The sequence below is a fragment of the Halorussus vallis genome (assembly GCF_024138165.1).
Taxonomy (GTDB): domain Archaea; phylum Halobacteriota; class Halobacteria; order Halobacteriales; family Haladaptataceae; genus Halorussus; species Halorussus vallis.
The window spans coordinates 2,484,364-2,511,217 of record NZ_CP100000.1; the positions used below are offsets into that span (position 1 = coordinate 2,484,364).

At 68.4% G+C, this 26,854-nt stretch carries 20 protein-coding genes; 11 read left to right on the forward strand and 9 right to left on the reverse strand.

The features are described 5' to 3' along the window. Window positions 1-72: 72 nt before the first annotated feature. Complete coding sequence (locus NGM07_RS12605; RefSeq protein ID WP_253512018.1) at window positions 73-4,329, forward strand: hypothetical protein; 4,257 nt, start codon at window positions 73-75, stop codon at window positions 4,327-4,329. 82 nt (window positions 4,330-4,411) lie between these two features. Here the strand turns inward: NGM07_RS12605 and NGM07_RS12610 are convergent, their stop codons facing one another. Then, entirely contained in the window at window positions 4,412-5,167 is a 756-nt protein-coding gene (locus NGM07_RS12610) for a hypothetical protein (RefSeq protein WP_253512019.1), read from the reverse strand. 454 nt (window positions 5,168-5,621) lie between these two features. Here NGM07_RS12610 and NGM07_RS12615 point away from each other — a divergent pair, with 454 nt between their 5' ends. Next, the gene (locus tag NGM07_RS12615; protein ID WP_253512021.1) at window positions 5,622-8,255 is read left to right on the forward strand and encodes a hypothetical protein; all 2,634 of its coding nucleotides are present in this window, start codon (window positions 5,622-5,624) and stop codon (window positions 8,253-8,255) included. A gap of 153 nt (window positions 8,256-8,408) precedes the next feature. Next, the gene (locus tag NGM07_RS12620) at window positions 8,409-8,864 is read left to right on the forward strand and encodes a DUF5814 domain-containing protein (RefSeq protein ID WP_253512023.1); all 456 of its coding nucleotides are present in this window, start codon (window positions 8,409-8,411) and stop codon (window positions 8,862-8,864) included. Window positions 8,865-8,972: 108 nt separating this feature from the next. On the opposite strand, the gene NGM07_RS12625 is transcribed toward NGM07_RS12620, so the two are convergent. After that, window positions 8,973-9,386: a DUF8146 domain-containing protein gene (locus tag NGM07_RS12625; protein ID WP_253512025.1), complete on the reverse strand. Its 414-nt coding sequence runs from the start codon at window positions 9,384-9,386 to the stop codon at window positions 8,973-8,975. Between the two features lie 241 nt (window positions 9,387-9,627). On the opposite strand from NGM07_RS12625, the gene NGM07_RS12630 reads away from it, so the two are divergent. The 3 genes from NGM07_RS12630 to NGM07_RS12640 all read left to right on the forward strand — a co-directional run bounded on the left by NGM07_RS12630 (window position 9,628) and on the right by NGM07_RS12640 (window position 13,028). Next, entirely contained in the window at window positions 9,628-11,070 is a 1,443-nt protein-coding gene (locus NGM07_RS12630) for a cytochrome ubiquinol oxidase subunit I (RefSeq protein WP_253512027.1), read from the forward strand. Beyond that, complete coding sequence (locus tag NGM07_RS12635; protein WP_253512029.1) at window positions 11,063-12,073, forward strand: cytochrome d ubiquinol oxidase subunit II; 1,011 nt, start codon at window positions 11,063-11,065, stop codon at window positions 12,071-12,073. Before NGM07_RS12630 ends, NGM07_RS12635 begins: the two co-directional genes overlap by 8 nt. A 106-nt stretch (window positions 12,074-12,179) precedes the next feature. Continuing rightward, window positions 12,180-13,028: a mechanosensitive ion channel family protein gene (locus tag NGM07_RS12640; protein ID WP_253512031.1), complete on the forward strand. Its 849-nt coding sequence runs from the start codon at window positions 12,180-12,182 to the stop codon at window positions 13,026-13,028. A gap of 56 nt (window positions 13,029-13,084) precedes the next feature. Here the strand turns inward: NGM07_RS12640 and NGM07_RS12645 are convergent, their stop codons facing one another. The 6 genes from NGM07_RS12645 to NGM07_RS12670 all read right to left on the reverse strand — a co-directional run bounded on the left by NGM07_RS12645 (window position 13,085) and on the right by NGM07_RS12670 (window position 18,908). Continuing rightward, a complete protein-coding gene (locus NGM07_RS12645; protein ID WP_253512033.1) occupies window positions 13,085-14,683 on the reverse strand; it encodes an HAL/PAL/TAL family ammonia-lyase in 1,599 nt (532 codons plus the stop codon). A gap of 118 nt (window positions 14,684-14,801) precedes the next feature. After that, a complete protein-coding gene (locus NGM07_RS12650) occupies window positions 14,802-15,485 on the reverse strand; it encodes an ABC transporter permease (RefSeq protein WP_253512035.1) in 684 nt (227 codons plus the stop codon). Next, complete coding sequence (locus tag NGM07_RS12655) at window positions 15,478-16,446, reverse strand: ABC transporter ATP-binding protein (RefSeq protein ID WP_253512037.1); 969 nt, start codon at window positions 16,444-16,446, stop codon at window positions 15,478-15,480. The genes NGM07_RS12650 and NGM07_RS12655 overlap by 8 nt, the downstream gene beginning before the upstream one ends. Further along, on the reverse strand, window positions 16,443-17,096 hold the full coding sequence (locus tag NGM07_RS12660) for an ABC transporter permease (RefSeq protein WP_253512039.1): 654 nt from the start codon (window positions 17,094-17,096) through the stop codon (window positions 16,443-16,445). Before NGM07_RS12660 ends, NGM07_RS12655 begins: the two co-directional genes overlap by 4 nt. A 2-nt stretch (window positions 17,097-17,098) precedes the next feature. Beyond that, window positions 17,099-18,037, reverse strand: coding sequence for an ABC transporter substrate-binding protein (locus NGM07_RS12665; protein WP_253512041.1), 939 nt, complete (start codon window positions 18,035-18,037; stop codon window positions 17,099-17,101). Window positions 18,038-18,119: 82 nt separating this feature from the next. After that, window positions 18,120-18,908: a helix-turn-helix domain-containing protein gene (locus tag NGM07_RS12670; protein ID WP_253512042.1), complete on the reverse strand. Its 789-nt coding sequence runs from the start codon at window positions 18,906-18,908 to the stop codon at window positions 18,120-18,122. 124 nt (window positions 18,909-19,032) lie between these two features. Between NGM07_RS12670 and NGM07_RS12675 the strand changes: the two genes are divergently transcribed. Beyond that, window positions 19,033-20,454, forward strand: coding sequence for a YjiH family protein (locus tag NGM07_RS12675; protein ID WP_253512044.1), 1,422 nt, complete (start codon window positions 19,033-19,035; stop codon window positions 20,452-20,454). On the opposite strand, the gene NGM07_RS12680 is transcribed toward NGM07_RS12675, so the two are convergent. Beyond that, window positions 20,449-21,096, reverse strand: a complete 648-nt coding sequence (locus NGM07_RS12680; protein ID WP_253512046.1) for a helix-turn-helix domain-containing protein — start codon at window positions 21,094-21,096, stop codon at window positions 20,449-20,451. The two genes, NGM07_RS12675 and NGM07_RS12680, sit on opposite strands and share 6 nt — an antisense overlap. Before the next feature lie 91 nt (window positions 21,097-21,187). On the opposite strand from NGM07_RS12680, the gene hutU reads away from it, so the two are divergent. Genes hutU through hutH form a run of 4 tightly spaced genes read left to right on the forward strand, consistent with a single transcriptional unit; the run spans window position 21,188 to window position 26,847 of the window. Beyond that, window positions 21,188-22,993 (forward strand): urocanate hydratase, encoded by a 1,806-nt coding sequence (hutU, locus tag NGM07_RS12685; protein ID WP_253512048.1) that lies wholly within the window; start codon window positions 21,188-21,190, stop codon window positions 22,991-22,993. Further along, window positions 22,990-24,015 carry a formimidoylglutamase gene (hutG, locus tag NGM07_RS12690; protein ID WP_438267712.1) on the forward strand — a complete coding sequence of 342 codons (1,026 nt, stop codon included), beginning with the start codon at window positions 22,990-22,992 and terminating at the stop codon, window positions 24,013-24,015. Before hutU ends, hutG begins: the two co-directional genes overlap by 4 nt. Beyond that, window positions 24,012-25,271 (forward strand): imidazolonepropionase, encoded by a 1,260-nt coding sequence (hutI, locus tag NGM07_RS12695; RefSeq protein ID WP_253512053.1) that lies wholly within the window; start codon window positions 24,012-24,014, stop codon window positions 25,269-25,271. The genes hutG and hutI overlap by 4 nt, the downstream gene beginning before the upstream one ends. Beyond that, window positions 25,264-26,847, forward strand: coding sequence for a histidine ammonia-lyase (gene hutH, locus NGM07_RS12700; RefSeq protein WP_253512056.1), 1,584 nt, complete (start codon window positions 25,264-25,266; stop codon window positions 26,845-26,847). The genes hutI and hutH overlap by 8 nt, the downstream gene beginning before the upstream one ends. Window positions 26,848-26,854: the final 7 nt, after the last annotated feature.

Consider the following 26,854-nt stretch of genomic DNA (forward strand, 5'->3'; position numbering starts at 1 on the left):
GACCGAAGTAGCGTCGGGCGTAACGGCCGTAGAAGCACCGTCTTGTTGACCGTACTGTCGTGCCTGCTCGTTGTGAGCAGCGCCGTCGTCTCGGGGGCAGTCGTCGCGTCGGGGTCCGACGCGGCGGCGGCCGAGTCGACGGCGACCTCCGGAGCGGTCGGTCCGCCGACGGGAGTGGTGAACGTCTCTGATAACTACACGAAAATCGAAGGAGCGGCGACCAACGACAGCGCCGGCTGGTCGACGTCCTCGGCGGGCGACGTCAACGGCGACGGGGTCACCGACCTGCTGGTCGGCGCGCCCCAGGGCGGCGAGAACGACACCGGCGCGGCCTACCTGTTCTACGGGCCGGTCGACGAGAGTAACGTCTCGGTCGCGGACGCCGACGTGACCTTCCTCGGCGACAGCCCCGGCGACCGCGCCGGATGGTCGGTCGCCGCGGGCGACGTCGACGCCGGCGGTCGCTCCGATATCGTAATCGGCGCGCCGTACGACGACGAGGGCGGGACCAACGCGGGCGCGGCCTACGTCGTCTACGGCGGCAACCTCTCGGGCACCGTCACGCTCGGCGACGTCGGCGACAAACTCGTCGGGACCGAGAACGGAAGCTACGCCGGATTCGACGTGGCCGCGCGCGACGTCGACTCCTCGGACGAACCCGGCGTGCTGGTCGGCGCGCCGTCGAACCTCGACGAGCGTCAATCTGGGAAGGCGTACCTGCTGACGGCGAACTCGATCGGAGACACGACGTCGCTCTCGTCGAGCGACGCGACGTTCGTCGGGCGGACTGACACCGGTCGCGCGGGGTGGTCGGTTTCCTGGGCGGGCGACGTCGACGACGACGGCGTCGCTGAGGCGGCCGTGGGCGCGCCGCAGTACAACCGGAGTGGTAGTCCGGGCGCCGGCGCCGTCTACGTCGTCGGTTCGGACGCCGAGGGCGAACGGAACCTGAGCGAGGCCGAAGCGACCGTGGTCGGTGCGAGCGCCAACGACGCCGCCGGGTTCGCCACCGGCGGCGCGGGCGACGCGAACGGCGACGGCGTCGCCGACCTCGTCGTCGGCGCGCCGGCGAACGACACCACCGGCCAGAACGCGGGCGCGGCCTACGTCATCTACGGCGGGGAGTCGCTGAACGGGACGGTGACGACCGCGAGCGCCGACGTCACGGTCTACGGCGAGCGGCCGGCCGACCGACTCGGCTGGTCGGCCGACGTCGCGGGTGACGTCGACTGCGACGGCTACGCCGACGTCGTCGTCGGCGCGCCGAACCACGCCAGGACCGGCGCGGCGTACGTCGTCTACGGCCGGTCGAGCGGCGGGTCGTTCGACGCCGCGAAGTTGATGGGCCAGGCCGCCGGGGACTTCGCCGGCGGCAGCGTCGCCGGCATTCCGGCCGCCGGCGAGGGGCCGGCCGACGTCCTCATCGGCGCGCCCGGGAGCGACGTGGCCGGCAACGACAGCGGCGCGGCGTACTTAGTCCAGGGACAGTGCGCGGCCGACTCGGCGAACTCGACCGCCTCGATTTCGCCCGACGGCGGGCGGTCCGGCGCGGTCGACAGCGGCGGGACGTTCGAGTCGGACGCCGAGAGCGGCGCGAGTAACGGAGGTGGGGCGGACTCGGCGGGAAATTCGAACGCCGGGCGTTCCGACGGTGAGTCGGCGGACGCGAACGCTCGGTCGGGAGACGACGGCGGCGTCGGCGTCGGCGTCGACGCCGACGCCGACGACTCACAGCGGTCGGCGTCCGACGCCGTCGACGGGACCGGAGTGTCCTTCCTCGCCGACGGCGGAAGCGACGGGGGCGCCGCTTCGGTGAACGGCGGGGACGCCTCCCGCAATTCGGACGGAAGCGCTTCGAACGCGGCCGACGCCGCAAGCGGTGCGGACGAGACGCCGGGCGACGGCGAGAACGCCCGGGGCGAGCGAGATGCGCGAAGCGACCGGTCGGCCGGCGGCGAGGACTCCGGCAGTGAGTCCGGAAGCGGAGACGCCGCGGACGACGGTCAGAACGGCGACGGTGGCGAAGTCGATGACGGCAGTGCCGGCGGTGATGGCGCGGATGGCGACTCCGGCACGGGGACCGGAGCGCCCGGAGCGACGCCCCCGGAGGAGAGCGACGACCGGAACGCGCCCGACGACGGCGGCGAGTCGAGCGCGCCCGACGGCGAGGACGACTCGAACGACCCGAGCGCGCCGAACGGCGGCGGAGACGGAGACGGAGATGGAAACGGAGACGCGGGCGGTCCGGGCGACGGGGAGTCCGACGCGCCGGCCGACGGCGGAGACGGTTCGGAGACGGACACCCGGAGTCAGAGCCAGGGGCTGTACCTCTATCAGAACCAGTGCCAGCGCCAGTCCGGCGGTTCGCAGTCCCAGAGCCAGTCCCAGGGCGCCCGCGGCGGCCAGAGCCAGGTGACCTCGGGCGGGGCCGTCTTCTACCAGGCGCAGTTCCAGTTCATCCACGTCGTCCAGAACCAGTGTCAGTCCCAGGGCGACGGGAGCGACAACGTCCAGTACCAGCGCCAGACGCTGGTCATCGTGTTCAAACAGCAACAGGCTGAGAACGGTTCCGACCGCTCGCAGTCCCAGAACCAGTCGGTCGACTCCGACCAGAACCAGACCCAGACGCAGACGGAGTCGGGACGGCGCCAGACCCAGACCCAGGTGTTCCGGGTGACGTTCATCCAGCGACAGGACGCCGCCACCGACGGGGGTGGGAACCAGAACCAGTCCCAGCGCATCGAGGTCGACCAGAACCAGGACCAGTCGCAGGGCGACGGGGCGAACCAGACCCAGACCCAGTTCCAGGTCGTCCGGGTCGTCTACCAGGGACAGGACCAGACCCAGACGTACGGCGACCGGACCCAGGCGCAGTCCCAGAACCAGTCGGTCGAAGCCGGCCAGCGCCAGCACCAGGAGCAGACCGCCGACGCCCAGAATCAGACCCAGAACGAGAGCGTCGAGGTGCGACAGAACCAGAGCCAGCGCCAGTCCGGCGGTAACCTGACCCAGAACCAGAGCCAGTCGGTCGGCGTCGACCAGCGACAGAACCAGACGCAGGGCGACGAGGGGCCGAGTCAGACCCAGAACCAGAGCCAGTCGGTCGACGCGGTGCAGAACCAGACCGAGTCCGGCGGTGAGAACCAGACGCAGGCCCAGAACCAGACCGCCGAACTGAACCAGAGCCAGACCCAGAACCAGTCGCTGACCAACGGCACCGAGCGCCAGCGGGGTAGCGTCGACGTCGGACAGAACCAGACCCAGAACCAGACCGGCGAGAACGACACCCAGTCGCAGAACGAGTCGCTCGCCGTCGACCAGAACCAGTCCCAGGAGCAGACCGACGCCGACCGGACGTCGACCGACGAGTCGAACGCGGACGCCGCCGAGACGACCGCCGCGTCCGAGACGGAATCCGTCTCGACCGCGACGAAGGCGACGAACGCGTCGACCGGGTCGGAGACGGCGAACGCGAGCGAGGAAACGACGGAGGAAACCGAGACGATGGAGGAAACCGAGACGCCGGACGACGGCGATTCGTCGTCCGAGGTCGAGACGACGGAAACCGAGACGACGGAAGAGGAGGTGGCGGAGACGTCCTCGACGGAGGAGACCGCCGAGACGACCGAAGCGGAACCGACGCAAGCGCAGGCCGACGACGGGTCGACGGCCCGGACCTCGACGTCGAGTTCGGACGAAGAACCGACGTCGACCGAAGAGCAGACGACGGAGGAGACGGCGACCGAGGAATCCGGCGGAGACGAGGAAGCCACCGAAAGCGGCGACGGGGGCACGGACGGCGACGGGAAATCCGCGGAAGACGAAGGCGACGCGGAACCGTCGAACGACGGCGAGAAGTCCGCCGAACCCGAAACCGACGAGTCCGGCGAGGAGACGACCGAATCCGAGGACGAGAAGACCGAAGCTGAGGACGAGACGACCGAAGACGGGAAGGCGAAGGGCGACCAGAAGGCCGGAGGCGAAGAGAAGACGAAGGAGGACGGGAAGTCCACGGAAGCCGACTCGACCGACTCCGGGACGAACTCCGCCGGCGGAGAGAAGTCGAAGAAGTCCGAGAAGGCCGCCGGGTCGTCCGAGTCGGCGGCGGGAGACGACGAGCGGTCCGACGACTCGGCGGACGGGACGGAGACGACGAAGGAGTCCGAACCGGAGACGGCCGACGCGTCGACGCCGACCGAACCGTCGGGCGACGGCGAGTCGGAGGACGAAGAGACGACTGAAAAGGAGAGCGACACCACGACGGAGAAGGAGAGCGAGACGACGGCCGAGCAAGTCCGTCCGGGCGAGGGCGTCCTCGCTCCGGCCTGATTCGATACTGACCGCCGGGTCGGCGAGGCGGCCTCGCCGACCCGGCCACCGCGACCGTTTTACCGACTACGTCGCCGTCGACCTACGCGTCGTCGCTCCGGGTCGTCCGGTTCGCGTCCTCGCTCCCGCCGATGTTGGCGCAGTTCCGGAAGACCGAGACGGTCTCCTCGTCGCCGAGGTCGCCGGTCGACGCGAAGACGGCGACGAACTGGTCCTCGTCGACGGACGCCGTGGCGTTCCCTTCGAGCGTCCTCGTCGCGCTCTGCGAGGAGGTCGAGTCTGGCGTAACCGACAGGGCGGTGACCTTGGCGGTGTACTCCGTCCCCTCGGGCGCGACGAACCGGACCTCACTGTCGTTGCAGGAGATCTCGACTTCCGGGACGGCGTCGGATTCCGTCTCGGTCGTCTCGGTCGTCGCGGTCGCCGACGCGTTTGCTTCGCTCGCGCAGTTGCGCACCGCCGACGCGACCGTCTCCTCTCCCGAGGAGTCCTGAACGAAGGCGAACGCGATTCCCTCGCCGTCGAGTTCGAACGTCTCGTTGCCCTCGACGCCCCCGACCGTCGAACTCGACACGTCGCTCTCGGTCGGCGTGACGTTCGCGACCGCGACCGTGACCCGGTGGCTCGCGCCCTCGGGCGCCGTGAGTTCGACGGTGCCCTCGGTGCAGTTGACGTCGACGGTCACCTCGGTTTCGCCCGTCATCGCGTCCCCCGCGTCGAGTTCTCCGCGGTCGGTCGGTACCCCTCCATCGCCGATTCCCGCGCCGACGGTTCCGGCGCCCGCGACGAGCACCACCGCGAGTGCGACGGCCGCGAGCGACCTCCCTGTCCGAAACATATCCGCTCCACATCGGCCGGGCATATATTACTTCTCCCGAGGTCGGTCCTCTGCGCTCGGCCGGAACTCTCCGAAAGTCGGAGCGACTCGATACGGTCAGCTATCGGAATTAACTGGCTTGCTAACCGGTTTCGCACGCGTTCGGACGTCCGTTACTTCCGGTCGGAACGCGTCGGGGCAAAGTTCGCCGCGTTCACCCCGGCAAAACGGGAGTTTTCCGGGACGAATCGAACGATACTCGCGTTTCAAGCTCCGACCGGCGGAGTCTCGATTCCGAGAGCGCCGGACGGCGGCCGAGTCGACTCGGTTTTCCGAGAGTACTCTGAAACCGAAGCAACGCGCATTATGTGGGGATATACGACGGATAATCTCCGTTATCGTTGCCAATGTAGGTGAATAACAAAGTCAGGAAATGCTGAACGTCGCGGTGCGGCAGGGGAGCCGCAGTGAAACAATGAGAATCAGGAAATCGACAGTTGGCCGGTTCATGGCGCTGTTGTTCGCGCTCGTAGTCGCGACCAGCGTCATGGTGCCCGGTTTCGCAGCAGCGACGACCGCGCAGCCGCAGTGCGCCGACGACCAGTCGCAGACGCAGTGGGTAGATGCCAATCAGTCGGCGTCCGAGCAGTCAATCGGAGTCGGCAATAATCAGTCCGGTGAGCAGAACATCGACGGCGGTCTCGACCAGGACCAGTCCGCGACCGGCGACGACAACTGCCAGACGCAGGCGCAGGGAATCACCGAAGGTAACCAGTCGCAGGATCAGGTTATCCTCCTCGGCGCCTACAACGACCAGAGCGGCGTGCAGAACGCCGACGTCTACGGCGACCAGGACCAGTCGATCGAGAACGGCGACAACAACACCCAGGAGGCCTACGGCGACTACTACTTCGACCAGCGCCAGATTCAGGCCATCTTCTACGGCGCCGGTAACGACCAAGACGGTTCCCAGGACGCCTCCCAGTCGAGCGACCAGGTCCAGTCGGTCGAGAACGGGTCGAGCAACCTCCAGATAGAGGACAGCTACCAGGACATCGCCCAGAAGCAGGTCCAGTTCGTCGCCTTCGGCAACAACAACGACCAGGACGCGGGCCAGGCGGCGTCCCAGGACAACGACCAGGTCCAGTCGGTCGAGAACGGGTCGAACAACACCCAGTACGCGAGCAACGAACAGACCATCGCTCAGCGACTGGCGCAGGTCGTGCTCTTCGGCGACGGTAACGACCAGAACGCGGCCCAGACCGCGGCCCAGGACAACGAGCAGGTCCAGACGATAGAGAACGGGTCGAACAACACCCAGGTCGCGACCAACGACCAGGAAGCCACCCAGGACCTGGCGCAGGTCGTCGTCTTCGGTGACGACAACGAGCAGACCGGCGACCAGGACGTCTTCCAGGAGAACGACCAGGTCCAGTCGGTCGAGAACGGGTCGGACAACACCCAGTCTGCCGACAACGAGCAGAGCGCCGACCAGCACAGCGAGCAGGACGTCTACTACGGCGACAACAACACGCAGGCGTCGAACCAGAACGCCGCGCAGGTCAACGACCAGAACCAGTCCATCGTCGACGGCTCCAACAGTTCGCAGTCGGCCGCCAACGACCAGGACATCTCGCAGAGCGACGACCAGGACATCACCAACGGCGACAAGAACCTGCAGGAGTCCGATCAGGACGCTTCGCAGACCAACGCGCAGGACCAGAACGCGACCGGCGACTACAACGAGCAGTCGGCCGACAACGACCAGGACGCTTCGCAGTCGAGCGACCAGTCGGTCAAGAACGGTGACAAGAACGACCAGATCAACGACCAGGACGCTGCCCAGTCGAGCGACCAGGAGCAGGACGTCACCGGCGACTACAACGACCAGGACGCCGAGAGCGACCAGGACGCCGACCAGGACAACGAGCAGTCGGTCAAGAACGGCGACAAGAACGACCAGACCAACGACCAGGACGCTGCCCAGTCGAACGAGCAGGACCAGGACGCTCGCGGCGACTACAACGACCAGGACGCCGACAGCGACCAGGACAGCGACCAGAACAACGACCAGTCGGTCAAGAACGGCGACAAGAACGACCAGTCGAACACCCAGAGCAGCGGACAGAACAGCGAACAGGAGCAGATAGCGAACGGCGACGACAACGACCAGGACGCCGACAGCGACCAGGAGAGCGACCAAGACAGCGAACAGTCGGTCAAAGACGGCGACAAGAACGACCAGGACAGCGACCAGGAGAGCGACCAGACCAACGACCAGGTCCAGGGCGCTCAGGGTGACGACAACGAGCAGGACGCCGAGAGCGACCAGGACAACGACCAGGACAGCGAACAGTCGGTCAAGGACGGCGACAAGAACGACCAGGACAGCGACCAAGACAGCGAGCAGAACAGCCAGCAGGACCAGGGCGCTCAGGGTGACGACAACGAGCAGGACGCCGAAAGCGACCAGGACAGCGACCAGAACAGCGAGCAGGAAGTCGAGGACGGCGACAAGAACGACCAGGAGTCGGACCAGACCAGCGACCAGAACTCCGACCAGGAGCAGGACGCTCGCGGTGACGACAACGACCAGGACCAGAGCAGCGACCAAGAGAGCGACCAGGACAGCGAGCAGTCGGTCGAAGACGGCGACAACAACGACCAGGAGAGCGACCAGAGCAGCGACCAGGAGAGCGACCAGACTCAGGCCGCCAGCGGTAGCGGCAACGACCAGGACCAGAGCCAGAGCAGCGACGTCGACCAAGACAGCGAGCAGGAAGTCGAGGACGGTAGCAACAACGACCAGGACCAGTCGTCGAGTGCCTCCACCGACCAGGACCAGAGCCAGTCGGCCAGCGGCACCGACAACGACCAGGACCAGAGTCAGAGCGCCGACGTCGACCAGGACCAGAGCCAGAGCGCGTCTGGCGACGGTAACGACCAGGACCAGAGCCAGACGGTTTCGACCGACCAGGACCAGAGTCAGAGCACGTCCGGTAGCGGCAACGACCAGGACCAGAGCCAGTCGGTCAGCATCGACACCGACCAGGACCAGGACTCGGACAACAGCACGTCGGTCATGACGGCTCCGCCGCTCGGCTTCTGAACTGACGACGCGACACCTTTTCTTTCGGCGACGCGCTCGACCGAGGAGTGGCGACGCCGTCCGGACGAGCGCCCCCGGGGCGACGCCGACCGACGCCCCGCGGCCGCTTCGACGACACGCTTTTCACCGGAAATCCCCAACTGACGCCCAACAGTGGCCATCACGGACAAAATCTACGTCAAGAACCACCGCCAGATCGGGTCGCAGTTGGAGACCAACATCCCGAAAGGCGCGTTCAAGGGCGCGACCCTCGACATGCTCTTCCAGGGCGACAACCTCGCCAAACTGGACGACACCACTCAGGAGCGGGTGCTGGACTTCGCCGAGGACTTCCTGGACTGCGACTGCCAGAGCAACCCCTACTGTGGCTGTCCGGAACGGAAGTTCATGCGGTACCTGCTCGAACTCCGCGAGCAGGGACTCGGCCCCGACGCCATCGTCGACGTGATGAGCGACGACTACATGGTGTACGCCTACTCGGGCGACGTGCTGTCGTTCCTCGACGACTCGGTCCGGACGCTCGAAGCGGTCGAGGAACTCGCGGGCGTCGAGGGCGACGGCGAGGCCGAGGAACGGGCCCGCCGGAAGAAAAAGCACCTCTCGGGATAGGCTCCGACGCTCCTCCGTCGTCTCGCGAAAGCCGGTCCGCGGAACCACCGTCCGAACCCGCGTCTCGGATTTGCCCGTCCGTCTCTCCGTCTTCCGGTTTCTCCGGTACTACCCCAGTCGGTACGTCCCGTCTCGTTCCCGGTCGTCGTCCAGGTCTTCGAGGTGGATGACCTCCTCGACGTCCTCCTCCTCGTCGAGTCTGTCCTGGAGGTGGGTGGCGAACTGCTTGTACTCCTGGAGTTGTTCGCGGAGGTGGTCGGCCTCCAGTTCCAGGCGCTCGTGTTCCCGGACGAAGCTCTTGGGGACTTCGACCTTCGGGGGGAACTCGGTTTCGTCGCCGGTTTCCTCGGCGAGTTCGCGCTCGGGCACGACCTTCACTCGACCGTCGTGGGCGACCAGCGTGTCGACGTAGTCGCGAAAGACCGCAGAGAGGGAGATGTCGCGCTCCTCGGCGATCTCCCGGAGCGTCTCGAAGGAGTCCTCGTTGACGCGGAAGGAGATAGTCTTGTTCTTGTTACCCATCGTGGTAACCTGTCGCAGGCGCGGCACTTAAGCGTTCGCTCGTTCGCCGCCCGCGACTCGGCGACCCGCGCCGCAGACACCGACGGGACCACCGGCCGCCACCACCTACCCGACCTGTCGGTCGCCGCCGACGCCGGCCGCCGGACCCGACGGCCGGCGTCGTTCGCCGCTCCCTCCGGCGATTCTCACGAACTTGGAATCGGCTGGCGGGACTTACGTCCTCGGCGCGAACGTTCGCTCGATGGTAGACCCCGTGACCGCCTCGCGCCTCCAGTTCGCGCTGACGACCATCGTCCACATCGTCTTCCCCGTGATGAGCATGGGACTGGCGCCGTTCCTCGTCTACTTCACGTGGAAGGAGGTGCGGACCGGCGCGGCGCTCTACGAGCGCCTGCGCCGGTTCTGGACGAAGATTTTCGCCGTGAGTTTCGCGGTCGGCACCGTCACCGGCCTCGTCCTGGAGTTCGAGTTCGGCACCAACTTCGCGGCGTTCTCGACGGCCGCCGGCGAACTGTTCGGCGGGCCGCTGGCCGCCGAGGGGATGATGGCGTTCTTCCTCGAAGCCACCTTCCTCGGCATCTTCGTGTTCGGCCGCGAGCGGGTTTCCGACCGGCTCTACTTCCTGTCGAGCGTCCTCGTCGGCCTCGGCACGTGGCTGTCGGCGGTGTGGATTCTCATCGCCAACTCGTGGATGCAGACCCCGCGCGGGTTCGAGATGGCGACGAAGAACGGCCACCCGGTCGTCCTGCTGACCGACCCCATCGCCGCCTACGCCAATCCCCGCTTCCCCTGGATGTTCGTCCACATGCAGAACGCCGCGGTGCTCACCGTCTCGCTGTTCATGGTGGGCGTGGCGGCCTACCACGTCTACCGGCGGCGACACCTCGGCGTCGTCGACGGCGGCAACTTCGACGGGCGGTTCTGGCGGGCGACGCTCAAGGTCGCGGTCGTCGGCCTCGTGATAACCGCGCCGTTCCAGGTGGTCCACGGCGACGCCTACGGCCGCCACGTCGCCGAAACCCAGCCCCAGAAGTTCGCCGCGATGGAGGCGGTCTGGGAGACCGACAGCTACGTCCCCGAGTACATCGTCGCGTTCCCGACCAGCGTCGAGGACCTCACCGACCCGCGCGCGAAGGAACTGTTCGGCATCGGCATCCCCGGCGGGGCGTCGTGGCTCGCCAGCGGCGGCGACGCCTCCGCCGAAATCACGGGGCTGAACGAGTTCGAGGGGTCGCCGCCCGTCGCGATCGTCTTCTGGTCGTTCCGGGCGATGGTCGCGATGGGGTTCTGGTTCGTCCTCCTGGCGTTCTGGGCGGCCTACCGGTGGTACTCGGGTGAACTGTACGAGGACCGCCTGCTCCAGAAGGCGCTGATGGCGTCGGGACTGCTGGGCTTCCTCGGCGTCGAACTCGGCTGGATCGTCACCGAGGTGGGCCGCCAGCCGTGGGTCATCCAGGGCGTGATGAAGACGACCGCGGGCGTCTCGCCCGGCCTCACCGGGACCGAGGCCACGCTCACGCTCGCAGGGTTCGCGGTCGGCTACCTCGCGCTCCTCTCCGTGTACGCCTACGTGGTCGGCCGCATCGTCCGCCGCGGGCCGAGCGGGGAGCGTCCCGACTACGACGACCTCCCCGAGGAACCCGACGGGGCCCGGGTCCTGACGGGGGTGTCCGGCGATGATTGAAACCGTCGCTCATCCGCGAGCACTCGTTCCCGCGGTGGTCCGATTCGGCGTCGACCTGGCCGACCTCTGGTTCGGCGTCGTGTTCGCGTTCCTCGCCGTCTTCCTGTTCCTCGACGGGTGGGACTTCGGCGTCGGTGCCATCTTCGCCACCCGGGAAAGCGACCACGAGCGCGAACAGTGCCTGGCGGCCATCGGCCCGTTCTGGGACGGCAACGAGGTCTGGCTGGTCGTCTTCGGCGGCGCGCTCTTCGCGGCGTTCCCGCCGGCGTACGCCGCCCTCTTCAGCCGCCACTACCTCCTGCTGTTCGGCGTGCTCGGCGCGCTCGTCCTCCGCGGCCTCGCCCCGGAGTTCTACGAACAGCGCGAGGACGCGACCTGGAAGCGCTGGTGGGGTCGGGCGTTCGTCGTCGGAAGCGTCGGCGCGCCGTTCCTGCTCGGCGTCTTCGCCGGAAACTGGCTCCTGGGCGCGACCGGCGTCCCGCTCGCGTCGGTGGTCGTCGGCCTGGCCGTGGTGGCGCTCAACGTCGCCGCCGGGGCGGCGTTCCTCCGACTGAAGACGACGGGACCGCTCGCCGAGGCGATGCCCCGGTACGGGACTCGCGCCGCCGCCGCGTACCTCGCGCTGGTGGTCGTCGCACTCGGACTGTTGGCGCTCCGCCACGGCCTCCTGGACGCCCTGCTGGCGATTCCGTCGCTGGCGCTCGTGGTGACCTCCGTCGTCCTCTGTGCGTGCTACGTCGTCGCACTTCGGGACGACCGCCGCTACCTCGCTCTCGGGGCCGCGGGCGGGACGACGGGCGCGCTGGTCGCGCTGGTCGGGGTTCTGCTCTATCCCGCGGTGGACCCCCGGACCGGACTCACGGTCGAGCAGGCCATCGTCGGGTCGCCCGCGGTCGAACTGCTGACCGTCGCCGCCGCGCTCCTGCTCCCGCTGGTGGCGACGTACTTCGCGGTGGTCTACTCGGTGTTCAGCGGTCCCATCGAGGTCGAGGAGGCGTACTGAGCGGGCACTCGCCCGGCCCTCCCTCAGGCGCTCGTCGGGGCAACTGCCCCGACGAGCGCCCAGACTGGCCGGAACGTTGAGGGACGCGCCGGCCGTCCTCCCGGAGGTGACGAGCGGCGCACGAAGCGCGAGTACGGTCGTCCGGCAGTTCGAAGGCCCCGAACTTCCGGGGGTTCCGGAGGGCGGGTACGTCGGTGCGCTCTGGGACGTCGTCGTGTTCCTCGTCGTCTTCGGGGTGCTGTACGAACTCGGCAAGCGCGTGGTCGAACCCGTCGTCGCGCGGACGCTGGAGAACTCGCCCGTCCAGCGGACCGCCGCGAGCACCCTGCGGAAGATAGTCCACGTCGTGATTCTCCTGCTGGCGCTCCGACTCGCCCTCGACGTGGCCGACTACGGCTACCTGCTGTCGCTCCCGCCGACGTTCGCCGCGGCGCTCACGGTCGCCATCGGCTTCGCCAGCCGCGACATCGCCTCGAACCTCGTCTCCGGCATCTTCATCGTCACCGACCCGGAGTTCAATATCGGCGATTGGATACGCTGGAAGGACAGCGAGGGCGTCATCGAGGACATCAGCTTCAGGGTCACCCGCGTCCGAACCTTCGACAACGAACTCCTGACCGTACCCAACTCCGAACTCGCCACGAACGCGGTGGTCAACGCGGTGGCGAAGTCGCCCCGGCGGGTTTCGCACACCTTCCACGTGAGCGACGAGACGAACCTCGGCCGGGCGGCGTCGCTCCTCGTCGACGAGGCCCGCAGCGACGGCGACATCCTCGAACGACCCGCGCCGACGGTCAGGGTCGTGGAACTCGACAACTCGCTGGCGGGCCTCCAGGCCCGGTTCTGGATCGAGAAGCCGAGCAGGGAGGCGTTCATGACCATCCGGTCGGCGTACCTCCAGCGTGTCAACGCCCGGTTCGCCGAGGAGGGTATCGACCTGCCGCAGAACTGGTGAGTCGAGGCCGGAGTGAGTCGGGGTCGGACGTCGCTCGTCCGAGGTCGAACCGACGACTACACGAGGTCGGCGCCCGCCGTCTCGGCGGTTTCCGCGAAGCGACCGTCGGCGACCAACTCGGCGGTTTCCCGAATCTCCTCGTGGAGCGAGGTGTCGGCCAGCGGGAGGCCGACCGCCTCGTCGAGGTCGGCGGCAACCGCGGCCAGCGCGTCGGGGAGTTCGGTCCCGGCCAGTTCGGTCCGCCGCGATGCGCACAGCAGTTCGACGGCGACGATGCGCCGGACCGCCTCGACGGCCTCGGCGAGGTGCCGCGCCGCGAGGGTGCCGAGGCTGTGGACGTCCTCCTGGCCGCCCGACACCGTCACCGACCGACCGCTGGCGGAGGTGCGAGTCTCCAGTTCCGCGGCCAGCCCCGTCGCGGTGTAGTGGCCGATCATCATCCCCGATTCGAGCCCCGGATTCGCCGCGAGGAAGGCCGCGACGCCGTCCCCGTCGACGTCGCTGACCAGTTTGTTCGCGCGCCGCTCGCTCACCCGTCCCACCTTCTGGACCGCGGTCCGCAGCATGTCGGCCGCGCCGGCCATCTGCTGCCCGTTGAAGTTGCCGCAGGAGAACGTCTCTCCGTCGGGGAACACCAGCGGGTTGTCGGTCGCGCTGGCGAGTTCGGTCTCGACCACCCGCCGGGCGAACGCGAGTTGTTCGCGGAGCGCGCCGTGGACCTGCGGGATGCACCGGAGCGAGAGCGGGTCCTGGGTCATCTCGTGGTCGCCGTCCGGCGTCGCGCCGACGAGTCGGCGGACGTTGGCCGCCGACTCGGCGTGCCCCTCGTAGGGGCGGACCTCGGTGACCCGCTCGGCGAACGCGGTCGGGGCCTCCCCGAGGAGTTCGAACGTCCAGGCGCCCGCGAGGTCGGCGGTCCGGACCAACCGCTCGGTGTCGTGGACGCCGAGCGCGAGCAGGCCGGTCGTTATCGGCGTCCCGCTCACGACCGCGAGTCCCTCCTTAGCCTTCGGTTCGAGTGGGTCGACGCCCGCCTCCGAAAGGGCGACCGCGGCGTCGACGCCGCGGTCGCCCCTGCGCTCGCTGCTTCGTCGATGGTCGCGCTCGTCGCTCCGTCGGCTCTCGTTTCGCCGGCGGTCGGTTCGCCGTTCGTCGCTTCGGGACTCCCTCGGCGGCAGGCGCTCAACCTCGCCTTCGCCCATCAGGACGAGTCCGATGTGGGCGGCCGCGCCGAGGTCGTCGGTGCTCCCGTCGGCCGGGACGACCGGGTGGACGCCCTCGTTGAGCAGTTCGACGAGTTTCTCGACCAGTTCGACCCGCACGCCCGACGCGCCGACCGCGAGGGCGTTCGCGCGGGCCAGCATCGCGGCCCGGACGACGTCGGTCGGCAGCGGGTCGCCCACGGCGGTCGCGTGGCTTCGGAGCAGGTTCTCTTGGAGTTCGTCGAGGTCGTCGCGGGAGATCGAGACGTTCTGGAGGTCGCCGAACCCGGTGTTGACGCCGTAGACGCGCCGGTCGCCGTCGACGATGTCGTCGACCGCGTCGCGGCTCGCCACGATGCGGTCGCGGGTTTCGGGCGGTAGTCGGACGGGTTCGCGGCCGCGGGCGACCGCGACGACGTCGTCTATCGTGAGTTCTCCGGTGAGTCGTACCATGGTTCGAGAGCGTCGAAGTGGATTCGTTTTCGAGAGTCGGGACTGGTTCGTCTCGGGAACCGGACGTCGGTTCGCGCGCGATGCTTCTCTCCGGCGGGGCGCACGGTGGCGACCACGGTCACGCGGCCGCTCCGTCGGCCTCGCTGGCGACGCCCGAGGGGGTCACCCGGCCTTCCAGCCACTCGAAGGTGCGGTCCAGTGCGATGACGAGCAGTGCGCCCGGAATCGCGCCCGCGAGCAGGACGTCGGTCCGGAACTGCTGTTGGCCGAGGATGACCCACTGGCCGAACCCGCCAGCACCGATGAACGCCCCGAGGTAGGCGACGCCGATGGACAGCACCGTCGAGGTCCGGATGCCGGCGAAGATGACGGGCACCGCCAGCGGGAGTTCGATGCGCCGGAGTCGCTGGAGTTCGGTCATCCCCATCCCGCGACCCGCCTCCTTCTGGGCGTCGTCGACGTCGCGGATGCCCGCGACGGTGTTCTTCAGGATGGGCAACAGCGCGTAGAGGAACAGCGCCAGCACCGCCGGCGTGTATCCGAGGCCGAGCGCGGTGAACGAGAGGGCGATGACCGCCAGCGGCGGCACCGTCTGGGAAACCGCCCCGAGGTTCATCACCACCCAGCCGACCCGCTCGTCGCGGGTGGCCGCGACGCCCGCGGGGACCGCGACGAGGATGGCTGCGAACTCCCCGACGAGCACCATCGTCATGTGCTGGCGGGCCATCTCGGCGAACGCCTTCGGGTTGCTCGCGATGTAGTCGAGCCAGCCGGTGAACACCCCCAGCGGCGTCTCAAACACGGTTGCCCTCCAGCACGGCGGTCGGGTCCGACCCCACCGCGCCGCGCACGTCCTCCTCGGTCAGTTCGCCGACGATGTCGCCGTCGTCGACGACCGAGATGCACCGCTGGTCGCCGGCGAACAGCCGCTGGAGCGCCATCTTCAGCGTGTCGCCGGGCGCGACGGTCCGTTCGGTCGGGGTCCCGTCCCGCGACTCCCGCATCGCCTCGCAGGCGGTGACCGTCTGGAGCTGTTTGAGCAGGCGGTCCTCGCCGATGAAGCTCTCGACGAACTCGTTCTTCGGGTTCGCGAGGAGTTCCCGGGGCGTGTCGTACTGGACGAGTCGCCCCTCGTCAAGGACGGCCACCCGGTCGCCCATCTTGAGCGCCTCGTCGATGTCGTGGGTGACGAACGCGATGGTGACGTCGAGTTCCTCCTGAATCCGGAGGAACTCGTCCTGAAGCTCCTCGCGGGTGATGGGGTCGAGCGCGCCGAACGGTTCGTCCATCAGGACCACTTCGGGTTCGGCCGCCAGCGCGCGGGCGACCCCGACGCGCTGGCGCTGGCCGCCCGACAGCTCCGAGGGGTACTTCTCCCGGACGCTCTCGGGGAGCCGGATGAGTTCGAGCAGTTCGGTGACGCGCTCGTCGATGCGGTCGTCGTCCCAGCCGACGACGTCCGGGACGACCCCGACGTTCTCCGCGACGGTCATGTGGCTGAAGAGGCCGATCTCCTGGATGACGTAGCCCACGTTCCGCCGGAGTTCGATGGGGTCGAGTCGGTCGATGGGCGTGCCGCCGACCGAGACGGTCCCCTCAGTCGGTTCGATGAGCGCGTTGACCATCTTCATCGTCGTCGTCTTCCCGCACCCCGACGGGCCGACCAGCGTGGCGACGTCGCCGCGCGGGACGGTGAAGCTCACGTCGTCGACCGCCTTCGTGCCGTCGCCGTACACCTTCGTGACGTTCTCGAGTTCTATCATGCGTCTCGAACCTCCGTGCCGCCCGGCAGGAACCGCTGGACGGCGTACAGTCCGTAGTCGAGTCCGATGGCCATCGCCGAGATGACCGCCGTGGCCGCGAGTATCTGGTTGGCGTTGCTGAGTCGGATGCCGGCGAAGATGGAGTTGCCGAGGCCGCCCGCGCCGAAGAAGGCCGCGACGGTCGTGATGGCTATCAACAGGACCGCCGCCTGCCGGACGCCGGCCATGATGACCGACAGCGCCATCGGCAGTTGGACCCGGACGAGCAGTTGCCGGTCGGTCATGCCGAGGCCCCGGCCGGCCTCCACGCTGGCGGGGTCGACGCCCTGAATGCCGGTGTAGGTGTTGCGGGCGATGGGCAGCGCTGAGTAGAGCACCAGCGCGGTCACCGCGGGTGCGACGCCGATGCCCATCACCGGGATGAGCAGCGACAGGAGCGCGAGGCTCGGAATCGTCAGCACGATGCCGGCCGACCCGATGAAGAGGTCGGCGGCCCGTTCGTTGTCCCGGACGAGGACGGCGGCGGGAATCCAGAGGGCGACGCCGAACACCAGCGCGGTCAGCGCGATGTTCAGGTGTTGAATCGCCTGCGACACCAGCGTCCCGCTGTTCTCGGCCATCCACGAGAGGACGCTTCCGACGGAGACCATGGTTAGACGAACCCGTGTTCCTTCAGGAAGTTCTTCGCGACCTGCTTAGGGTCCTTCCCGTCGATGCTCACCTTCGCGTTCAGCGAGCGCATCGTCTCGGTGTCGAGTTTCGAGGTTGGCTCGTTCAGCGTCTTCCGCATCGAGTCGTCCAGCGCCTTCTTCCGGACGTTAGGCGCGGGGTTGTAGATGATGAAGTGGTTCTTCGGGTCTTCGAGCACCTGAAGTCCGAACTTCTTGATCTTCGGATTGGTGTTGAAGCCGAAGCCGAGTTCGGTTTCGCCGCTCTTGACCGCCTTGTAGGCCAGGCCGAGTTTCATGCTGACCGTCTCGATGCCGTCGGCCTTCTGCGCGAAGTTGTAGGTGTCGGGGAGTCCCGCCCAGGCGTCCTCACGGCGCTTGATCTCGGGGTTCATCGCGACCGAGAAGTCGGTGTTGCCGGATTTGACGTGCTTCGCGAGGTCGTTCAAGTCCTTGATGCCGTGCTCGTTCGCCCACGAGGGGTTGGCTACGATGACGTAGGTGTTGTTGAACGGCGCGCGCTCCAGCCAGTCGATGTTGTACTTGCTGTTGTACGCGCTGTCGACCTTCCGGTACAGTTTCTCGGGGTCGCTGATGACCGAGTTCTTGCCGAGAATCGACGACCACGCGGTTCCGGTGTACTCCCAGTAGAGGGTGGAGTCGCCGTTCTTGACCGCCTTGAAGTTCGCCGGCGACCCGCCGAGTCCGGTCTTGCTCTCGACCTGGTGGCCCGCCGACTTCAGCATCTGGATGCTGATCTGGCTCAGGATGAACTGTTCGGTGAAGTTCTTCGAGGAGACGGTCAGCGACTTCCCGCTGCCGCTGCCGACGAGGCTGAGACACCCCGCGGTTCCCGTCGCGGTTCCGGCGGCGGCCGCGCCCGCTCCCTTGAGCAACGACCGGCGACTGAGATTACCTGGCATGGCTATGCGTTTCTATGTCATCGTTCGGTCGTAACCGTGACTCCGCATTTGTGAGGCCATTTAAGTAGTCATTCCCGGTCGTTCACGACCGGTGCTCGACGACGAACGCCGCGACGTGGCCCAGCGCGCGCCTGAGATGCTCGCCGGCGGTCGATTTTCGGACGCCCATCGCGTCGGCGACGTCGGCGAGCGTCGCCTCGCGCGGTACCGCGAAGTAGCCCGACTCGACCGCCAGCGACAGCGCCTCGAACTGGCGGTCGGTCAGGTCCCCGAGGAGTTCGTTCCAGGCGACCTGACTCGGGAGCGTCGGCGTCTCGACCTGCGGGCGAACGCGCTCTATCTGGACGTCGCCGACGGGTTCGAGCAGTTCGACCAGGTCGAACAGTCGGTCGCGCGACCGGATGATGAGGTCGAAGAACTCCCGGCCGTGTTTCAGCGTCGTCGGGTCCAGCGGCATGTAGCCGTGTTCGAGCATCACCAGGAACGGCGTCTCCTCCTTCAGGTGGGCGGTGACGAGCACCGTCGCCTGCTCGTCGCGGCGCGCCCGGGGGCCGCCCGCGGGCGTTTCGTCCCCGCTCGCGCGCCCTTCGCTACTGCGGTCCGACGCCGAGACGGCGCCGGACCGCGTGGCGGCGTCCCCGGCGGATGCGGCGCCGGCGCGGTCGTGCTGGACGACCTCGACGCTCTCGTGGTACGGCGCCTCCCGGATGAGTTCGAGCGATTCGTCCAGTCGCTCGCCGCGGATGCGAATTAGTCCCATGTACTCCCGCTGGTGGAGCGTCGCGGTGTAGATGTCGCCGCTGACGCCGAGGCGTCCGATCTCCTCGGTCCAGTCGTCGGGGTATCGGACGCTGATGCGAGCGGTGAGCATCGCAGACAGTTGGCAACCCACTCCTAAAAAGCGAACGGACGGCCGACCCTCGGCTCCGGCCGTCATAATGCACCCTCCCACTGGCGGGGGTAGACTCATAGGCGACTGCCATCTATGAATGTCAATGTCTACCGAGAGAGGCGAAACCTGGACCGTCGACACCGAACCGTCCGCGAAGCGCATCGACGACGTCGACCTGAACGAGTTCGACGCCCGACCGGTGGTCAAGTTCGTCGTCGCGTTCGCGGTGGGCGCGTTCTTCTTCCTCCTGCCGGTCGAGTGGGAGGGGAGCATCACGGTTCCGTTCGACATCGCGGTGTCGTACATCACCGAGACGTTCCCCGACGCCGTCGGCGTCTACGCGCTGACGATAATCGTCGCCGGCGCGGCGCTGACCACGCTGGCGAAACTGGGCGTCGAGGAACTCGGCCCCGTCGACCTCGACTACTTCGACAGTTCGCTCGTCTTCTGGGCGCTCCGGGTCGCGGGCGCGCTGCTGGCGCCCGTGATGTTCTTCCACGCGGGTCCGGACAAGCTCTGGGAGCCCGGCATCGGCGGGTTCATGTGGACGACGCTGGTGTACAGCGTCGGCGTCATCATCCCCATCGGCGCGGTGTTCATCACCATCTTCGTCGAGTTGGGCGGCCTGGAGTTCGTCGGCACGCTCGCGCGACCGGTGATGAAGCCGCTGTTCAGGGTGCCCGGCCGGGCCGCCCTCGACAGCCTCGCGTCGTGGGTCGGTTCGTACAGCGTCGGCCTCTACGTCACCCGCAACGTCTTCGAGCGCGGCGGCTACAACAAGCGCGAGGTGTTCACCATCGCGACCTGCTTCTCGACGGTGAGCATCGGTTTCGTCGGCGTCGTCGCCGCCACGCTCGGGATGCTCCGGCTGTTCCCGGTCATCTTCCTCGCGTACTTCGTCTGCGTCGTGCTCTGCGCCGTCATCCTGGTGCGGGTGCCGCCCATCAGCACGATGCCGCCGGAGTACATCGCCGAACCCGACCCCGAGATGGCGTTCTCGGGGTCGCCGGACGACTACGTGCGACTCGCGCTCAGCGAGGCGGTCGGGAAGGCCGAGGAGGGCGAGACGTTCCTCGAAGCCGCGAAGCGCGGGTTCGTCGACGGCGTGAAGCTCACCAGCCTCATCCTCGGCACCATCCTCGCGGTCGGCCTGACGGCGGTGTTGCTCTCCAGGTACACCCCGACGTTCGACATCCTCGGTGCGCCGCTGGCGCCGGTCCTCGCGGCGCTCGGCCTGCCGAGCGCCGAGACCATCGCGCCGGCGGTCGTTGTCGGCATCACCGAGATGTACGTCCCCGTCCTGCTGGCGGCCGATGCCGCGCCGAAGGCGAAGTTCTTCGTCGCGGTGCTGGCGGTGTCACAGCTCATCTTCTTCTCCAGCGTCGGCCCGATGATAATGGACATGTTCAGCGACGTCCCCATCCGGTTCCGGGACCTCGTCGCGCTGTTCGTCATGCGGACCGTCATCTTGGTGCCGGTCGTCGCCGGGATGACCCACCTCGTCGCGGCGCTCGGTCTGTTATAGGTACGACGCGAGCGCGGCGACGAGTTTGTTCTCGGCCCGCCGGAGGTGCTCTTCGAGGGTCCGGCGTTCGATGCCCATCTCGGCCGCCACCACCTCGGTCGTTATCTCGCGAGGAATCTCGTAGTAACCCGACTCGGCCGCGGTCAACAGCGCCTCGCGCTGGCGGGGCGAGAGGTCCGGCAAGGCGGTGTCGAGGGTGAGTAGCGGTCGGTCGGCCGCCACCGACGTTATCTCCCGCTTCGACTTGACCGTCACTGGATATTCGTCGGCCACCTCCCCGTAGACGGCGCTCAGACTGGCCGGGTTGAGCGCCAGCACGCGACACCACTTCGCGCCGTCGGCGTACCGGAGCGGCGGCACCAGCAGGCAGTCGTGTTCCGCGAGGATGGACTCGATGGGGTCGTAGCCGCCCTGCTCCTTGAGACACGAGTCGGTGACCAGCAGGCGGTCGTCGCCCTCCGCGATGCGCTCGCGCACGCCGACCGCCGCTTCAACGTGGTCGACCACCGCGTCGGCCGCCTCGCCGCCGACGTGGAGCAGGTCGCAGTGGTCGTTGCACCACAGTTCGACCGTCGTGTCGGTTCCGTCGGTGGCCTCGGCGTACGCGCTCGGTTGTTCGATGCCGAGGAGCGCCTCGTACATGCGCGACCGTTAGGGCGGGGATATATTTAAAACACCCTCCACACGGCGGTATCGGGCTATTTGCGTCTCGCGCCCGAATTCGAACAGAGCCATGAGTGAACAACGCGCAGACGAAACCGAGGAGGAAGAGCGAGGACCCACCGACGCCGAAACCGAGGAGGACGACGCGGCGGTCCACGGCGTCGGCGAACCCAGCGAGCAGTGGTACGACTACCAGGGCGCGCCGACCGGCACCGACATCGAGTGCGAGGGGTGGCGCCAGGAGGCCGCGCTCCGGATGCTGAACAACAACCTCGACCCCGAGGTCGGCGAGAAGCCCGAGAAACTGGTGGTGTACGGCGGGACTGGCAGAGCGGTCCGTAGCTGGGACGCGTACGACGCCATCCTCGCGGAACTCCGGGACCTCGGTGACACCGAGACCCTGCTGGTCCAGTCGGGCAAACCGGTCGGGCGGTTCGAAACCCACGAACTGGCCCCGCGGGTGCTCATCGCCAACTCCAACCTCGTCGGCAAGTGGGACAACTGGGAGCACTTCCACGAACTCGAAGCCAAGGGGCTCATCATGTACGGCCAGATGACCGCCGGGTCGTGGGCGTACATCGGCACCCAGGGCATCATTCAGGGCACCTACGAGACGCTGGCGGAACTCGCCGAACAGCACTACCCCGACGACGACGGCCTCCGGGGCAAAATCACCGTCACGGGCGGCCTCGGCGGGATGGGCGGCGCTCAACCGCTCGCCGTCACCATGAACCACGGCGTCTGCATCGCGGCGGAGGTCGACGAGAAGCGCATCGACCGCCGCATCGACACCGGGTACTGCCAGGAGAAGACCGACGACCTGGACGAGGCCATCGAGAAGGCCGAGGAAGCCGCCGAGGCTGGCGAAGCCTACTCCGTGGGCGTCCACATGAACGCCGCCGACATGCTGGAGGGGATGCTCGAACGCGGCTTCGTCCCCGACGTGCTCACCGACCAGACCAGCGCCCACGACGAACTCGAGGGCTACTACCCCTCGGGCTACTCGGTCGCGGAGGCCGACGAACTCCGCGAGGACGACCCCGAGACGTACGTCGAGGAGAGCCTCGACACGATGGAACGTCACGTGCAGGCCATCCTGGACCTCCAGGACGAGGGCGCCATCGCCTTCGAGTACGGCAACAACATCCGCGGGCAGGTGCAGGAACACCGCGACCTGACGAACGCCTTCGACTTCCCGGGCTTCGTGCCGGCGTACATCCGGCCGCTATTCTGCCGCGGGAAGGGGCCGTTCCGGTGGGCCGCCCTCTCGGGCGACCCCGACGACATCCGGCGGACCGACGAGGCCGTCAAGGAACTGTTCCCCGAGAAGGACCACCTCCACCGCTGGATCGACCTCGCCCAGGAACAGGTCGAGTTCCAGGGCTTGCCCTCCAGAGTGTGTTGGCTGGGCTACCAGGCCGAGGGCGAGGACGACCTCACCGAACGCGCGAAGTTCGCGCTCCGCATCAACGAACTCGTGGCCGAAGGAACGATTTCGGCCCCGGTCGTAGTGACCCGCGACCACCTCGACGCGGGGAGCGTCGCCAGCCCCAACCGCGAGACAGAGGCGATGAAGGACGGGTCGGACGCGGTCGCCGACTGGCCCATCCTCAACGCCCTGCTCAACTGCGCGGCGGGGGCCGACATCGTGAGCGTCCACGACGGCGGCGGGGTCGGCATCGGCAACGCGCTCCACACCAACAATCACGTGGTGCTGGACGGCACAGACCTAGCCGCCGAAAAAGCGAAGCGCGTCTACACCACGGACCCCGGTATGGGCGTGATCCGCCACGCCGACGCCGGGTACGACGAGGCCGTCGACGAAGCCGAGTCGTCGGGCGTCGCAGTACCGATGCGGGACCGCGAGCAAGAATGACCGCGTTCACACACACTCAGGAATGGATGGGCACTTCAAACGACACTAACGACGAACAGTTCGGCCACGTCGTCGAACTCGCCAGTATCGACGAGGCCGACCGCTACGACGCCGTACTCGTGGGGGAACCGTTCGACCGGGCGGTTATCGGCCGGAAGGGCGCGGCCGAAGGCCCCGCGGCGCTCCGCCAGCGACTCGCGGGCACCAAGACCCACCACTTCGACGCCGGTCCGGTGCGGTCGGTCGCCGACCTCGGCGACGTGACGTTCGGCGACGCCGACCCCGAGTCGGTCGCCGACCTCCAGGGGCGAGTGCGGACGGTCGCCGAACAGGTCCACGACGCGGGGTCGTTCCCCGTCTTCCTCGGGGGCGACAACTCGATGACGTTCCCGAACGCCGCGCCCCTGCTGGAGTCGGGGAGCCTCGGCGTCGTCAACTTCGACGCCCACCTCGACGTCCGGGAGGTCCGGGGCGACCCGACCAGCGGGACGCCCTACCGCCAACTGTACGAGGCGGGCCTGGACGCCTACGCCTGCGTCGGCGCGCGCCACTTCGAGACCTCCACCGCCTACGCCGACTACGTCGCCGAGCGCGGCGGCGAGGTCGTCACCGCCGAGGAGGTCGGCGACGACGAGGTCGGGGCCGCCGACAGAGCCATAGAGGCGATGGGCGACGTCGACCGCGTCTACGTCAGCGTCGACCTCGACGTGCTCGACGCCTCGGCCGCGCCGGGCGTCAGCGCGCCCACGCCGGGCGGACTCACGACCAGAGAGCTGTTCCGGATGCTCCGCCTTCTCGGGAGCGAGGACCGCCTCGCCGGCTTCGAGGTCGTCGAGTGCGCGCCGCCGCTCGAAGGCGGGACCGCGAACCTGACCGCGACCGCGGGTGCGCGTGCGGTCGCACACATGCTGAGCGCTCGCTCGACGCGCGCTCGCGCGTCGAGCGAGCGCCGAGATTCGGACGGAAAGGGCGGACGAGACGCCGACGACCGCTCCTCCGGTCCGCGGGGTGACCGCCGATGAGCGACCTCACGGCGGTCGTCCACGACGCCGCCCAGGTCGTCACGCTGGAAGCGGGCGAGCGCGAGAACGGCCCAGAACTCGGCATCTACGAGGACGCCGCGGTCGCCGTCGAGGACGGCGAGGTCGTCCGCGTGGGCGCGACCGGCCCGGTCACCCGGGAGTATCCGCCGGAGAACGCCGAGCACGCCGTCGACGCCTCGGGCAAGGCCGTGATTCCGGGGTTCGTCGACCCCCACACCCACGCGCTGTTCGCGGGCGACCGCTCCGACGAGTTCGAGGCGAAACTCCGGGGCAAGACCTACCAGGAGATACTCGAGGAGGGCGGCGGCATCCTCCGGACCGTCCGGGCCACCCGCGAGGCGAGCGACGAGGAACTGCTCGACAATCTGCTCGGGCACCTCGACGCGATGCTCGCCCACGGCACCACGACGGTCGAGGTCAAGTCGGGCTACGGACTGGACACCGAGACGGAACTCCGGATGCTGGAGGTCATCGACCGCGCCGACCGCGAACATCCCCTCGACGTGGTCCCGACGTTCATGGGCGCCCACGCGGTGCCGCAGGGCCGGGACGCCGACGACTACGTCGACGAGGTCGTCGACGAGCAGATTCCCGCGGTCGCAAAGCAGGGTATCGCGGAGTTCTGCGACGTGTTCTGCGAGGAGGGCGTCTTCGACGTCGAGCAGTCCCGGCGCGTGCTGGAGGCCGGGACGGACGCGGGGATGACCCCGAAGGTCCACGCCGAGGAACTCGCCCACATCGGCGGCACGCAACTCGCCGCGGAGGTCGGGGCGACCAGCGCCGACCACCTGCTCCACTCGACCGAGGAGGACGTCGACGCACTGGTCGTGAACGATGTAGTCCCAGTGTTGCTTCCGGGCACCGCCTTCGGCCTCGGCGCGGCCTACGCCGACGCGCGGGCGTTCCTCGACGCGGGCGCGCCGGTCGCGGTGGCGACCGACTTCAACCCCAACTGCTACAGCCAGAGCATGGGGTTCGCCGCCGCGCTGTCGTGCGTCGAGATGGGGATGACCCCCGCCGAAGCGCTGGTCGCCTCCACGACGAACGCCGCGAAGGCGCTCGACCGCCCCGAACCGGTCGGCACCCTCCGGGAGGGTGCGCCCGCCGACCTCGCGGTGCTCGACGCGCCGAGCTACGTCCACGTCCCGTACAACTTCGGCGTCAACGCGGTCGAAACCGTGCTGAAGGGCGGCGAGGTGGTCTGTCGCGACGGAGCGGTGATCCGAGATGAGTGACCGTTCCGAACCGGTCCGTCTCGACGGCGAGCACCTCACCCCCGAAGACGTGGCCGCGGTCGCCCGCGAGGATGTCCCGGTGGCGATTCCGGAGTCGGCCCGCGAGAAGGTCCGGACCGCCCGCGAGCGCGTCGAGGAGGTGGTCGAGAGCGGCGAGGTCGTCTACGGCCTCAACACCGGATTCGGCGAACTCGTCGACGAGCGCATCCCGCCCGAGGACATCGAGCAACTCCAACTCAACCTCGTCCGGAGCCACGCCGCGGGCGCGGGCCGCGAACTGACCCGCGAGGAGGTCCGAGCGATGCTCCTGGGCCGAATCAACGCGCTGGTCAAGGGCTACTCGGGCGTCCGGGAGGTGGTCGTCGACCACCTCGCCGCGATGCTGAACGAGGGCGTCCATCCGGTCGTCAAGTCCCGCGGGAGTCTGGGCGCGAGCGGCGACCTCGCGCCGCTCGCGCATCTCGCGCTGGTACTCGTTGGAGAGGGTCAGGCCGATGTCGACGGCGAGCGAATGGACGGCGCGGAGGCGCTTGCGACCGCCGACCTCGACCCCCTGACACTCCGCGCGAAGGAGGGGTTGGCGCTCATCAACGGGACCCAGCTATCGGCCGGCCTCGCCGCGCTCGCGGTGGTCGACGCCGAGCGCGCGATTCGGGCCGCCGACGTGGCCGGCGCGCTCACGACCGAGGTGACGATGGGCACCACCGCCGCCTGCGACGAGTCCATCGCCCGGGTGCGCCCCCATGCGGGTCACGCCGAGAGTGCGCGCAACGTCAAGCGCCTCACCGCCGACTCCGAGGTCGTCGAGTCCCACCGCAACTGCGACCGGGTTCAGGACGCCTACTCGATTCGGTGCCTGCCCCAGGTCCACGGCGCGGTCCGGGACGCGGTCGCGCACCTCCGCGAGGCGGTCGAAGTCGAACTCAACAGCGCGACCGACAACCCGCTCATCTTCGACGCCGCCGACGCCGACGACCGGGCCAGCGGCACCGAGAACGCCGCGGTGCTGTCGGGCGGCAACTTCCACGGCGACCCGCTGGCGATGCCGCTGGACTACCTCACCAACGCTGTGACCGAACTCGCGGCCATCTCCGAGCGACGGGTCGACCGGATGCTCAACCCGAACGTCCAGGAACCGCACCTCCCGGCGTTCCTGACCGAGGGCAGCGGCCTGCGCTCGGGCTACATGATCGCCCAGTACACCGCGGCCGCGCTGGTCAACGAGAACCGCGCCACCGGCCGACCCTCGATGGACAACACGCCGGTCAGCGGCAACCAGGAGGATCACGTGAGCATGAGCGCCCAGTCGGCGTTCGACGCGCGCGGCGCGGTCGAGAACGCGATCTCGGTCGTCGGCATCGAACTGCTCTGCGGCGCCCAGGCCGCGGAGTTCCTCCCCGAGGACCTCGCCCACGGCGTCGGCACCGCGGCCGCCTACGAGGCGGTCCGGAACGCGGTGCCGCCGCTGGTCGAGGACCGACCGATACACGAGGACATCGAGCGCGCGGACGCGCTGGTGTGGTCGGGGATGCTCGAAGAGCGCGTCGAAGAGGCGCTCGGCGCGGAACTGGCGTAGTCGGCGT